We start from the raw sequence: 12,918 nt of genomic DNA, 5'->3' as shown, positions 1-12,918 counted from the left end.
GGATATAAATATGACCGGCCGGGTCTCGGCCCGGATTGTTTCAAAAGATGGCGGGAACGCTAGTAGCCGGTTTTTAATTCTTTCTTACGCAGGCCCCGACAATCAGCCGCAAGTTGCAGACCCGAAGCGGTTAACGTCGCGATTCCCCTGCAATTTCGCGCACATGAACCCTTCTTTTCCGGGGTGCGACAAAGTGCGCGAAAGTGACAATCGAAGGAGCCATCCCGATGCCCCTCACTCCAGAGGTTCTGACAGCCCAGGGTGAGGTCGTCGCCTGGCTCGGCAGCCTCGACGTCTCCTTCGCAACCGAAGAGGAGCCCTGGTTCACCGTCGACGGCATCGAAAGCCCCCGGCAGGTCGGCAGTGACGGCTCCGGCGGCGCGTTCGTGCTGCTGCCGTCGCAGAATGTGCTCTACGTCTCATCGGAAGGCCGCGCGGGAATTATTGCGGAGAGTTTCGAGGCTTTCGTCCAGCTCGTCGTGGCGCGCCCCTATTGGCTCGACATCCTCAAATTTTCCGGCGGCGGTGACCTCCAGGAGATGCGGCGCGCGGCGGATGCGCTGGAGGCGACACTCGACGGCGAGGACGACGTCAACGAGGCCCGCGAGGAAATCCGCAGGGGCCTCGGCCTGCCCGAGGCAAACGATCCGGTCGGTGCGCTCTACGACGCGGTGGCGGCCTCCGACGCCATCGTGCGGGCCACCGACGGCAGCCCGTTCACGACGCTGTTCAACCGCTTCAGCATCGACAACAGCCCGATGCTGCGCAACGCGGCGGCGTAAGAGGTGCCCTGAGGGTACTTGCTCGGCCTGCATGGTTCGAGACGCGCCGTAAACCGGCGCTCCTCACCATGAGGGTCTAAGATGTCGAGGGTCTAAGATGTCGCAACGAATCAAGACCTCATCCTGAGCCCGCCAGCGGCGGGCGTCTCGAAGGATGGACAGCAAGACGCGTTACTTCGCCCACTCGCCCTTGCGGAATACCGGCACCTTGCTGCCGTCGGCGAGAATGCCGTCGATGTCGGTCTCGGCGGACCCGATCATCCAGTCGATGTGGATCAGGCTCTGGTTGCCGCCTTGCGCGGCGATCTGCTGCGGCGTGAGCTGCGCGCCGTTGACGAAGCACTTCGAATAGCACTGACCGAGCGCGATGTGCGAGGCGGCATTCTCGTCGAACAGCGTGTTGTAGAACAACAGCCCGCTCTGCGAAATCGGCGAGGAATGCGGCACCAGCGCGACTTCGCCGAGACGCCGCGCGCCCTCGTCGGTATCGAGCACCTTGTTCAGCACCTCCGCGCCGCGCGAGGCTTTTGCGTCGACGATCCTGCCGTCCTCGAAGCGCACCGCGATGTTGTCGATCAACGTGCCCTGGTAGGATAGCGGCTTCGAGCTCACGACATGCCCGTAGACCCGCCGGCAATGCGGCGTGGTGAAGACCTCTTCGGTCGGAATGTTGGCGTTGCAGCTGATGCCGTTCTTGGACAGCGAGGCGCCGCCCTCCCACTCGTGTCCGTCGGCAAGCCCGATGGTGAGGTCGATGCCGGGACCTGAATATTGCAGCGCGCGAAAATACTGGCCGTTGAGCCAGTTGGTGCGCTCGCGCAGCACCGCATTGTGACTCGCCCAGTTACCCATCGCGTCCTCGCGGTCGACGCGCGAAGCGGCGAAGATCGCGTCTGCGAGCTTGCCGATCGCAACGTCCTCGGGATCGTCAGGGAATACCTGCTTGGCCCAGGACGGGCTCGGATAGGCGATGATGTTCCAGTTGGTGTCGAAATTGACGATTTTCTCCAGCGCCGGCTGATAGGCCATCGAATTGGCCTTGCTGGCGCGCGCCACCTTGGACGGATCTTCGCCCGACAGCAGCATCGGATTGTCGCCGACGATGGCGAGCCGCGCCGTATTGTCGGAGAACGCCTTGGCCATGCCCTCATAGAGCCAGTTGGCGGCGCGATCGAAGCTGCTGTCGTGGCCGTGGCGGTAGCGCGCCAGCGTCATCTCTTCGTCGGAGAGTATCGGCGTCACGATGCCGGCGCCGGCCTTGTAGGCATGCACGGCGATCCGCCGCACCAGCGGCAACGCGATCGCGGGCGCCGTCAAGAGCAGATCCTGGCCCGGCCGCAGGCCCAGGCCCACCTTCACCGCCACCTCGGCCAGCCGGTCGAGCTTCACGGGATCGATGGGGATGGAGGTGATGCGTTGATCAGTCATGCCAGATCCTCTGCCGAACGTCTCTCGCTCAATCTAAGTCTAGCATCGCGAGACACAAGTGTGCGAGTGCCTTGCGACACACCAAAGATACGCGGTTTTGCGCATTTTGGTTTTCAACGCGTTGCCGATTTCAGCACCCGGTCGACCATGGCGGGCGCAAGGCCAAGGTAATTTTTTGGTGAAGTCAGCGCATCGATTGTGGCACGGTCAATCCGGCTTGAGACGCGGGAATCGGACGAGAGCGCCTCCGCCAGCGTAAGACCTTTCTCGTTGGCGAGCCGGCAGGCGTCATAGACGACGTCATGCGCCTCCTGCCGGCCGATCTGCGGCGCGAGTCCCATCATGACCGCTTCGGCCACAATCAGGCCGCGACTAATGGCGAGATTGTCGTTCATCTTCGCTTCGTCCACGATCAGGCCCGCGAGCGCGAACTTTGCCTGGTGCAAGGCGCCGGCGGTCAGCACGAAGCTCTCGGGGATCGCCATCCATTCGGCGTGCCAGGGCCCGGTGGCGCGCTCGAAATCCTGCACCATGGCATCCAGCATGAGGCCGGCGTGCTGGCGCACCGCCTTGGACGCCGCGAGCATCAGTTCCGAGGAGATCGGATTGCGCTTCTGCGGCATGGTCGAGGAAGCGCCGCGCCCCTTGACGAAGGGCTCGTAGACCTCTGCGAATTCGGTCGAGGCCATGATCATGATGTCGAGCGCGATCTTGCCGAGCGAGCCTGTGACGAGCGCAAGGAAGTTCACGGCCTCGGCAAAGCCGTCACGCGCGACGTGCCAGGTCGAGGCGGGAACGCCGAGCTTCAGCTCGGCACAGAGCGCGTCCTGCACCTCAAACCCCTTGTCGCCGAGTGAGGCCAGCGTTCCGGCGGCGCCGGCGAACTGGCCGACCAGGACGCGCGGCTTCAATTGTACCAGACGCTCGGCGTGGCGGTCGAACATCGCGAGCCAGATCGCCGACTTGTAGCCGAAGGTCACCGGCAGCGCCTGCTGGAGATGGGTGCGGCCCGCCATCGGCGTGTCGCGATAGCGCTTCGAGAGGTCGGCGAGGATTTTGCGCAGCGCGGCGATGTCCTGTTCGACGATCTCGAGCCCGGCGCGCAGTTGCAGCACCACGGCGGTGTCCATGATGTCCTGCGTGGTCGCGCCCCAATGCACATAGCGGCCGGCATCGCCGCATTGCTTCACCATTTGATGCACCAGCGGCAGGATCGGATAGCCGACGACATCGGTCTCCTGCCGCAACAGATCGAAATCGAGCGCGGCAACATCGGTTCGCGCCGCGATCTGATCGGCGGCATCCTGCGGGATCACCCCGCACTTCGCTTCCGCCTTCGCCAACGCCACCTCGACCTCGGCATAGCGCGCGACCGTCGCGACGTCTGAAAACACCTCCCGCATCTGCGGCGTGCCGAAGGCATCGCGGAACAGCATGGAGTCGAGCACGGTGGTCGAGGCGTGAAAAGCGGGCATGGGCGCTTCTTCGTGGTTGGTGTTTTGTGTGAGGTCAGCTTACGCACACGGAGCTGTTCGGCAAATGGACATTCGCCATTCGCCAGACATTCAGACGTCCAAACTGTCGCCTCCGTCATGCTGTGGTGCGAGACCTGCGACGCGAAGCAGCGCACGCGACGGCTCAGGATGACGGTGATAGATTGCGCTGACGGCAATCAGTTCAGTGCGTAGCTCGCGACAATCCGACTGAAACCGCCATATTCTAACTCAAGTCGCATTCCTCCCCGCAAATGGCATGGCTGCCATCACGCGATCGTGGTGAACCGGCCGGCCCCCTCGGCGGACTCACAGACTTCAGTCGAAATCCGTTTTCATTTCATCATTTGCCTGATGTCATTGTGAGGTCTGAGTTTTCGACGTGCAGTTTCTGTTCCGGGATCACCTGCTCGATACCGACCGGCGCGAGCTGAGCCGCGAGCAGGTTCCCGTTGCCGTGGAGCCGCAGGTCTTCGATCTCGTCGTCCACCTCATGGAGAACCGCGACCGGGTGGTCAGCAAGGACGAACTGATCGACAAGATCTGGCACGGGCGCAGCGTCTCCGAATCCACTCTGACCAGCCGGATCAATGCGGCACGCAAGGCGGTCGGCGACAGCGGCGCGAGCCAGGCGCTGATCCGCACCATCGCGCGCAAGGGTTTTCGTTTCGTCGGCGACGTCGAGACCAAGCGTAAGGCGACCGCGCCGGAGCCCCGTTTCGGCGCGAAGGTTCTGCAGGCTCCCCTCGCACTGCCGGACCGGCCGGCGATCGCGGTGCTGCCCTTTACCAACATGAGCGGCGACCGCGAGCAGGATTATTTCTCCGACGGGATCAGCGAGGACATCATCACCGCGCTGTCGAAGCTGCGCTGGTTCTTCGTCGTCGCGCGCAACTCCTCCTTCGTCTACAAGGGCCGCGCCGTGCACATCCACGAGGTCGCGCGCGAGCTCGGCGTGCGCTATGTGCTCGAAGGCAGCGTGCGGCGGAGCGGCGATCGCGTGCGTATCTCCGCCCAGCTCAACGACGTCTCGACCGGCAGCCATCTCTGGGCCGAACGATACGACCGCGAGCTTGCCGACATCTTCGCCGTGCAGGACGAGATCACCGAGGCGATCGTCGCCGCGATCGAGCCGCAGCTCTATACCGCCGAGAGTTTTCGCGCCCAGCAGAAGCCGCCGGGAAGCCTGGATGCCTGGGACCTCGTGATGCGCGCATTGTCGCATTACTGGCGCATCACCCGCGAGGACAATGCCGCCGCGCAAGGACTGCTTGAAAAGGCCGTCGCGCTCGATCCCGCCTATGGCAAGGCGCTCGGCCTGCTCGCGACCAGCCACATCTTCGGCGCGCATATGGGCTGGTCCGACATGGCCGCGACCGTACCGGTCGCCGAGCGCGCGGCGCTCGCGGCGGTCGAGGCCGATCGTGAGGATGCCTGGGCCCATCACGGCCTCGCCTATTCTTATCTATTCCGCCGCCGCTTCGACGACGCGCTGGCGGAGTTCGAGCTGACGCTGAACCTCAATCCGAACTTTGCGATGGCGCACGCCTTCTACGGCGTGACGCTGTGCTACGCGGGACGATGGCAGGACGGTGATGCCGCCGCGCGCCGCGCGCTGCGGCTCAGCCCGCGCGACCCGCTCGCGGCGATCTATTGCGGCGTTGCGGCCTATGCCCGGTTCATCGGCCGTGACTACGAAGGAGCCGTGCAGATGGCGCGCGAGTCGATGCGGCAGCGCGCCGATTTCGTCGGCGCGCATCGCGTGCTGACGGCCGCCGCCGGCATGTCGGGGGATCCCGCGCTCTCGACTTCCGCCCTGGAAGGCTTGCGCCGCGCCCAGCCCGGCATCTCGCTCGCCTGGATCACGCGCGAGCTGCCGATGCTGCGGGAAGAAGATCGCGAGCATTACCTCGAGGGATTACGGCGTGCGGGGATGAGGTAGCGAATCTCTCCTCTCCCCGCTTGCCGGGAGAGGAGAAGGGCGCCGCTACTCCTGCATCATCTCGCCGCTGCCGCCGAACTCGGCCGGAAAATCCTTGAGCTTGGGCAGGCCGTCGCGCATCGGCAGCACCGTCTCGGCGTAATTGACGTGGACGCCGGGCGCGAACGCGAGCGTGGGGATGGTGGCGGTGAAGACGTCGACCAGGCCGAGCGGCGGGTGGTTGGTCATGAGATGGCCGCCACATTTCTTGCAGAACTTGCGCTGGCTGAGCGGTGTCTTCGCGAAGGTCTCGACATTCTCGGCACCTTCGGTGATGCGCACGGCTTCGGGCTTCCACAGGCTGAAGGCGTTCACCGGACCACCCGACCACGAGCGGCACGAGCGGCAATGGCAATAGCCCATCGCCTCCGGCGCGCCCGTGACCTCGACCGTGACCGCGCCGCAGAAGCAGTTTCCGACATGTTTCATTGGGTCGTCTCCGTTGATGAAGGTTTGAATTCCTCTCCCGCTCCTGTTTGCCGATAACTCGGCAAAAACGGATGCGGGGGTCGCGACGAGCTTTGCTCGCACTGATAGCGTCGGGTTGAGGGGGATTCGCCCCGAGAAACGTTGAAGGCTCAGTCCGGCAAGATCCGTTACGCGCCTCAGCGCTACCGCGCGTCCTCCTTTCGGCGGACGCGACGGAAACACGCGCGAGCTATACTGACTTGCGCCAGGGAATAAGCATCGACACCCGTTGTTTGTACTGCCGGTACTCGTCGCCAAAGAGAGCGATGAGGTCGTGCTCCTCCAGCGCGATGCCGACGAAGATGTAGAGCGTGGTCACGGCGGCGAACAGCAGATGGCCCACGGTCATGACCGGCGCCGCCCAGAACGCGATGATGAAGCCGAGATAGATCGGATGACGGACGAACTTGTAGAGCAGCGGCGTCTTGAAGCGCGGCGGCGATGCCTCCTTGCCGACGAGATGATTGGTCACCTGATGCAATCCGAACAACTCGAAGTGATTGATGATGAAGGTCGAGGTGAACACTAGCACCCAGCCCACCAGCGACAGCGTGACGATCGTCACAGCGAGATCCGGGTTCGCGACGTCCCATATGACTGCCGGCAGTGGACGCCACTGCCAGAACAGGAGGAGCAGCGACAGGCTCGCAAACAGCACATAGGTGCTGCGCTCGACCGGCTTGGGGACATACTGCGTCCACCATGCCTTGAATTGCTGGCGCGCCATCACGCTGTGCTGGACCGCGAACAGGGCCATCAGGAGCAGATTGATGATGACGGCCTCGACCGTCGGCGTGTCGGTTCCGGTGTCGATGGTCTTCGGCACCACCAGCCCCATGACGAAGCCGATAGCGTAGAGAATGGTGACGAAAAACACGAGATACGCCGCAATTCCGTACAGAAAGGCGATGAACTTGAAAATGCGTAAGCCCGTAACCTCCGGGCCGATCGAATGAACCTCGCGATCAAATTGGGTCATAAACAGCTCCGTTGTGCCAAAACGCCGGCACTTCATTGGTCGCTGCACCATGCCGCATCGGACGTCCCCTGACTTTCGCGGACGGTTGATTTTCGCCTGAGGCGACTTTGATTTTTGCTTGAGACGACAGAAACGTGCGATTTCTCTTTGAAAACAATGTGCTCGACGGCAAGCTGCGGGAACTCACCTGCGGCGGAGCCGCCGTGCCGTTGCAGCCGCAGGTGTTCGATCTCCTGCTCTATCTGGTGGCGCAGCGCGCCCGTGTGGTCAGCAAGGATGACCTGATCCGCCAGATCTGGAGCGATCGGATCATCTCGGATTCCGCCCTGAACAGCCGGATCAACGCTGCGCGCAAGGCGCTCGGCGACGACGGTGCGAGCCAGCGGCTGATCAAGACCATTCCGCGCAAGGGCTTTCGTTTCGTCGGCGAAGTCCGGGAAGAAGTGGCAGCCGCGCCGGCGCCCGCTATTCCTGCCCTGCCGCGCGCCCTGGCGGACCGTCCGGCGATCGCGGTGCTCGCTTTCGAGAACATGAGCGGCGATCCCGCACAGGACTATTTCGGTGACGGGATCAGCGAGGACATCCTCACCGCGCTGTCGAAGCAGCGCTGGTTCATGGTGGTCGCCCGCAACTCGTCCTTCACCTACAAGGGACGCGCGGTCCACATCCGGCAGATCGCCGAGGAACTCGGCGTCCGCTACATCGTCGAAGGCAGCGTGCGCAAGGCGGACAACCGGGTGCGCATCACGGCGCAGCTCAACGACGCCACATCAGGCAGCCATCTCTGGGCCGAACGCTACGACCGCGAGCTGGTCGACGTATTCGCCGTGCAGGACGAGATCACCAACGCGATCGTCGCGGCGATCGAGCCGCAGATCCATGCGGCGGAAAGTTTTCGCGCCCATCGCAAGCCCCCTGCGAGCCTGGATGCCTGGGATCTGCTGATGCGGGCGCTGTCGCATTACTGGCGCGTGACGCGGCGGGATCACGAGACCGCGCGGGCGCTGCTGGAACGCGCGGTCGGGATCGACCCGAACTACGGCCAGGCGCTGTCGGTGCTCGCGGCGAACCACATGTTCGGCGTGCATCTCGGCTGGGCCGAGCTTGCCGTGGTGGCGCCGGTGGCGGAAGCCGCCGCGCTCGCCGCGGTGCGCTGCGACCATGAGGACGCCTGGGCGCACGCCGCGCTTGGCAGCGTCTGCTTCTCGACGCGACGGCTTGCGGACGCACTGTCCGAGTTCGAGCAGGCGCTCGCACTCAATCCGAACTTCTCGCTGGCGCAGGGCTATTACGCGCTGGCGCTGTCCTATGCCGGGCGGCCGAAGGATTCGTTCGAGGCCGCGCAGAGGGCAATGCGGCTTTCGCCGCGCGATCCGTCCCTGGCGATCTATCACGGCATCGCCGGCTATGCCCGCTTCACCGAGCGGCGCTATGGCGAGGCCATCGCGCTCGCGCGCGAGGCGATCCGCCACCGCGGCGACCTCACCGGCGCCTACCGCGTGCTCGCGGTTTCTGCCGGCATGACCGGCGACGGGGTGCTTGCGGAGATGGCGCTGGGCGAGCTCCGCCGCACCCAGCTCAACATCTCGCTGCATTGGATCGCGACGCAATTGCCGTGGGCCAATGAGGCCGATCGCGAGCACTATCTGGAGGGATTCCGACGGGCGGGCTTGCGCTAGAGCTCCCTCTTCCCGCAAGCGGGCGAGGTGAAAAGGCTATTTTCCCTTCACTTGAATCGGCTTCGGGGCCGTCACGGCCGCCCATTCCTTGTCGGCGCGGGGGCCGTTGAGATCGCCGGTCAGGCCGACGAGCTGGCCGGGCTGGACGTCGAGCGTTTGCTGCCAGGTCTGGGTCTGGCACAGGAACTTGATCAGGCAGCCCTTGAGCTTGAGGCGGTCGGGAGATTCGCGCCACAGCGAGACCGAGTAGAACTTGCCGTCCTCGGCATTGTAGATGTCGCCGGCAAACCGCCCCTCGGGCGTCGCCTGCAAGCCCATGATGAGCTGATGGCCAAGCAGCGGACGAGCGCGCTTGTCTGAATCGGGATTTTCCTTGTCGCGATAAGGCTGGCCGCGCTTGTCGGCCGGCTCCTTCATCCAGACGATGAAGCCGCAGATGCGCTCGCGCGACGGCCCGCAGCGCTCCAGCCGGATGCGGGCGCGGCCGTCCTCGACGAGCCAGGTGCCGCTGGGATCTGTGGGCGTGGCGGGCGCGGCGGCGCCGGCTTGGCCGCCAAACGCCATCATCACGATGGTGATCGCGACGCGCAGCAGGAAGCGAAGGAAGAAGTTCATCAGCAGCACCTTTCGTTGGCTGGGTTGCGGCGTCAGTTCAGTTGCGCCATCAGCGCGTCGGCGCCCTTGTCGAGGCCGGCGGTGGCGGCGGCGAGCGAGCCGGCGGTAGCCTTGATGTCGTAGGCGCCCGGGTATTGCTTGGTGACGTAGGCCGAGAGCAGGCGTGAGGTCTGGGCGTCGAAGATCTCGACGCCGTAGATCACCGAGCCGGTCAGGGTGCCCTCGCCGTCGCGCGCGGCCTGCACGCCGTTGTAGACCGCGCCAGCGACGTCGAAGCGCGAGAGCGTGCCGAGCACCGGCGTGTTGGTGACGGCGCCGGTGAGCGTCAGCCTGATCCGCAGCGTGTTCGGCCCGCGCTCGCGCACCGATGCGAAGCGGCCGCGCAGCCGCTCGGCAAAACAGTTCTGCATGTAGGCGGCCAGCGTCGCCTTGTCCTTGCCAGACATGTCGCCGAACTGGTGATCCCTCCCGCGGTAGACCACGACGGGATCAAGGATCACTTTATTGTATGCGCGCCAGTCGACTTGGGTGGAATAGCGGTAGGGCACACGGCCCGAGGCGTCCGATTTGTCCGGGGCCATGTAGGCCGAGGACGCCATCTCCGAATAGGGCACGGGCGCGACCGTGGCGCAGCCGGCCGCGGCCGCGCAAAGCACCAGCGTTCCCAGACCGCGCAGGGCGATCGAGCGATCCATTGCAGACTCCTCTAGCGGCTTTCAGGAAAGGCCATCCTTGGGAAGGCCTTTTGTTCAAGGCGATGGGACCGCAGCCGCGTATGGGACCAGACGCGGCTGCGGCGCTCACCATCGCCGGCCCAAGGCATCGTCCGGGGCCATGTCAGATGCCTCGGGCCGCCTCAGTGTTTCCGGTTATAAAACCGACCAGTTGGTTTGTAAAGTACAGAAATGACTGCTGACGCATTTGGCCGCAGGCGCGGCTTTATGCAGTTCATGGCTGGATTTCGTTAACGACGAATCAGGCGTGCTTTGCGCGGGGTTGCGGCCTTTGCCGCCGACACCGCGCTCGATTTGGCGGCGCGTGGCCTGGTTGGCTTTTCGGCCGGCTTTTCCAGCGGCCGCCACCGATCGTCATCGAGCAGACGCGCGAACAGCTGCTGGTGCTCGTCATTGCCAAGCGGCGACATGCCGAACAGCGAGCTCAGCAATAATCCGCGTGCGGCTGCCCAGCGCAACAGCGCGAGCTCGGGATCGACGGCCTCCGCCTTGATGGCCTCCACCCTCTTCATCTCCCGCTCGCGCGGCAGCGCCATCAGCCCGGGATTCTCGACCATGGCCGCGACCAGCGCCAACGCGGCGGAATTCGGCGATGTCGCCGCTTCCCGCACGGTGGCAAGCTGCGTCGCCAGATTGGGATTCGCCGAGGTCGCGCTCACCTTCGCCATATACCGGGTCGAGAACTCCTCGAAATGCTCCATCTGCCGCTCCAGCAGCGCCTTGAGCACGGCCTCCTTGGTGCGGAACTGATGCATGACGCCGCCTTTGCTCAGACCGCTCTCGCGCGCGATCGCATCGAGCGTCAGCCGGCCGGGTCCGTCGCGCGCAATGATCCTGGTCGCCGCCTCGAGCGCGGCGTTGCGGGATCGTTCGGAGCGTGTGGCGTTATCCATGGCCGACTTGTCTCCATGGCAAGGTAATGAATCAAGTGAAAACAGGACGCGCTGTACATTTTTTGTGCGAACACTGTCGAGACTTTCATCTTGCGGCGCCGAATGAGACTATGTGAGCCTCGATACCGGATGGGGACTGGGATGGGCCGGCCGTAGCTTTGCGCGCCACGACGTGCGAAGCGCTTGCGGCTGGTCTCGCTTGAGAAAGATACGACATGTCAAAACGAGTGTTGCTTGGTCTCCTCCTGGCTTGCGGCCTTGCGGCCCCGGCGCTGGCGCAAGAGCCGAAAACGGGGGGTGCGATCAATGTCGTGATCCAGCCCGAGCCGCCCGGCCTGATGCTGGCGATGGTCCAGAACGGCCCGGTGCAGATGGTGTCCGGCAACATTTTCGAAGGCCTGCTTCGCTACAGCCCCAAGCTCGAACCGCAGCCGGAGCTAGCCGAGAGCTGGAGCGTCAGCGAGGACGCAAAAACCTACACATTCAAGCTCAGGAAGGGCGTGACCTGGCATGACGGCAAGCCCTTCACCGCCGCCGACGTGCTGTTCTCGCTCGAGATGCTGAAGCAGACCCATGCGCGCGCCCGCAACAACCTCGCGCAGGTCGACAAGGTCGAGGCGCCCGACGACTACACGGTGGTGTTCACGCTGAAGCAGCCGTTCGGTCCGTTCCTCGGCATCTTCGAGGTCGGCTCGATGCCGATGGTGCCGAAGCATCTCTATGAAGGCACCGACTGGAAGACCAATCCCTATAACAACGCCCCTGTCGGCACCGGCCCCTTCATGTTCAAGGAGTGGCAGAAGGGTTCTTTCATCCGCCTGGTCAAGAATCCGAACTATTACGAGAAGGGCAAGCCCTATCTCGACGAGATCTACTGGCAGATCATTCCCGATGCCGCGGCGCGCTCGGTGGCCTATGAGACCGGCAAGGTCGACGTGCTGCCCGGCGGCTCGGTCGAGAATTTCGACGTGCCCCGGCTCTCCAAGCTGAAGGACACCTGCGTCACCGGCGCCGGCTGGGAGTTCTTCTCGCCGCTGGCCTGGCTGTGGCTCAACAACCGCCAGGGTCCGCTCGCAGACAAGCGGGTGCGGCAGGCGATCATGTATGCGGTCGACCGCGACTTCGCCAAGGACGTGATCTGGAACGGGCTCGGCAAGGTCGCGACCGGCCCGTCGGCCTCGACCATCAAATACTACACCGACGACGTGCCGAAGTACCCGTACGATCCCGCCAAGGCCAAGGCGCTGCTGAAGGAAGCCGGCTACAAGGGCGAGAAGATCCGCCTTCTGCCGCTCGCCTATGGCGAGACCTGGCAGCGCTGGGGTGAAGCCGTGAAGCAGAACCTCCAGGACGTCGGCATGAATATCGAGACCATCGCCACCGACGTCGCCGGCGGCAACCAGAAGATCGGCGACTGGGACTACGACATCGCCTTCACCTATCTCTACCAGTACGGCGATCCCGCGCTCGGCGTCGGCCGCAACTACGTCTCCAGCGCCATCGCCAAGGGCCAGGTGTTCAACAACGTCGAGGGTTACTCCAACCCGGAAATCGACAAGCTGTTCGCCGACGGCGCGGTGGCGACGCCGGACTCCAAGCGCAAGGAGATCTACGAGAAGGCGCAGAAGATCCTGGTCGAGGATGTACCGGTGGCCTGGATGCTCGAGCTGCAATTCCCGACCATCATGCGCTGCAAGGTCAAGAACCTGATCACCACGGGCATTGGCGTCAATGACGGCTTCAAGGACGCATGGCTCGACAAGTGACGGCAGCAGCGCCGAACTCCCCTTACCTCTCCCGCTTGCGGGAGAGGTCGCTGCGCTCGAAGAGCGTAGCGGGTGAGGGTTCTCTCCACTTGGCAATCCC

At 64.2% G+C, this 12,918-nt stretch carries 11 protein-coding genes; 4 read left to right on the top strand and 7 right to left on the bottom strand.

From position 1 onward, the window contains the following. Positions 1 to 227: 227 nt before the first annotated feature. A complete protein-coding gene (locus QCM77_RS22625) occupies positions 228 to 782 on the top strand; it encodes a hypothetical protein (RefSeq protein WP_279684945.1) in 555 nt (184 codons plus the stop codon). A 171-nt stretch (positions 783 to 953) separates the two neighbouring features. Here QCM77_RS22625 and QCM77_RS22620 read toward each other — a convergent pair whose 3' ends face one another. Together QCM77_RS22620 and pcaB are read right to left on the bottom strand one after the other, a co-directional pair. Further along, a complete protein-coding gene (locus QCM77_RS22620; RefSeq protein ID WP_279684944.1) occupies positions 954 to 2,210 on the bottom strand; it encodes an aminopeptidase in 1,257 nt (418 codons plus the stop codon). Between the two features lie 113 nt (positions 2,211 to 2,323). Further along, entirely contained in the window at positions 2,324 to 3,685 is a 1,362-nt protein-coding gene (pcaB, locus tag QCM77_RS22615) for a 3-carboxy-cis,cis-muconate cycloisomerase (RefSeq protein WP_279684943.1), read from the bottom strand. Positions 3,686 to 4,085: 400 nt separating this feature from the next. Between pcaB and QCM77_RS22610 the strand changes: the two genes are divergently transcribed. After that, the gene (locus tag QCM77_RS22610; protein WP_279684942.1) at positions 4,086 to 5,645 is read left to right on the top strand and encodes a winged helix-turn-helix domain-containing protein; all 1,560 of its coding nucleotides are present in this window, start codon (positions 4,086 to 4,088) and stop codon (positions 5,643 to 5,645) included. Positions 5,646 to 5,690: 45 nt separating this feature from the next. On the opposite strand, the gene QCM77_RS22605 is transcribed toward QCM77_RS22610, so the two are convergent. Together QCM77_RS22605 and mddA are read right to left on the bottom strand one after the other, a co-directional pair. After that, positions 5,691 to 6,113, bottom strand: a complete 423-nt coding sequence (locus tag QCM77_RS22605) for a GFA family protein (RefSeq protein WP_279661151.1) — start codon at positions 6,111 to 6,113, stop codon at positions 5,691 to 5,693. A 229-nt stretch (positions 6,114 to 6,342) separates the two neighbouring features. Continuing rightward, positions 6,343 to 7,131, bottom strand: coding sequence for a methanethiol S-methyltransferase (gene mddA / locus QCM77_RS22600; protein ID WP_279684940.1), 789 nt, complete (start codon positions 7,129 to 7,131; stop codon positions 6,343 to 6,345). Between the two features lie 134 nt (positions 7,132 to 7,265). On the opposite strand from mddA, the gene QCM77_RS22595 reads away from it, so the two are divergent. Then, entirely contained in the window at positions 7,266 to 8,810 is a 1,545-nt protein-coding gene (locus QCM77_RS22595; protein ID WP_279684938.1) for a winged helix-turn-helix domain-containing protein, read from the top strand. 36 nt (positions 8,811 to 8,846) lie between these two features. Here the strand turns inward: QCM77_RS22595 and QCM77_RS22590 are convergent, their stop codons facing one another. From QCM77_RS22590 to QCM77_RS22580, 3 genes are all read right to left on the bottom strand, one after another. Further along, positions 8,847 to 9,425, bottom strand: a complete 579-nt coding sequence (locus QCM77_RS22590) for a DUF2147 domain-containing protein (RefSeq protein ID WP_279661148.1) — start codon at positions 9,423 to 9,425, stop codon at positions 8,847 to 8,849. Positions 9,426 to 9,457: 32 nt separating this feature from the next. Continuing rightward, complete coding sequence (locus tag QCM77_RS22585) at positions 9,458 to 10,120, bottom strand: DUF3313 domain-containing protein (RefSeq protein ID WP_279684936.1); 663 nt, start codon at positions 10,118 to 10,120, stop codon at positions 9,458 to 9,460. Positions 10,121 to 10,389: 269 nt separating this feature from the next. Further along, positions 10,390 to 11,052, bottom strand: coding sequence for a TetR/AcrR family transcriptional regulator (locus QCM77_RS22580; RefSeq protein WP_279684935.1), 663 nt, complete (start codon positions 11,050 to 11,052; stop codon positions 10,390 to 10,392). A gap of 215 nt (positions 11,053 to 11,267) precedes the next feature. Between QCM77_RS22580 and QCM77_RS22575 the strand changes: the two genes are divergently transcribed. Continuing rightward, positions 11,268 to 12,818, top strand: coding sequence for an ABC transporter substrate-binding protein (locus QCM77_RS22575; RefSeq protein ID WP_279684933.1), 1,551 nt, complete (start codon positions 11,268 to 11,270; stop codon positions 12,816 to 12,818). Positions 12,819 to 12,918: the final 100 nt, after the last annotated feature.

It is taken from the genome of Bradyrhizobium nivariense, from assembly GCF_029846695.2.
Taxonomy (GTDB): domain Bacteria; phylum Pseudomonadota; class Alphaproteobacteria; order Rhizobiales; family Xanthobacteraceae; genus Bradyrhizobium.
The sequence above is the reverse complement of the archived record's forward strand: the minus strand, read 5'-3'. Positions and strand labels throughout refer to the sequence as shown.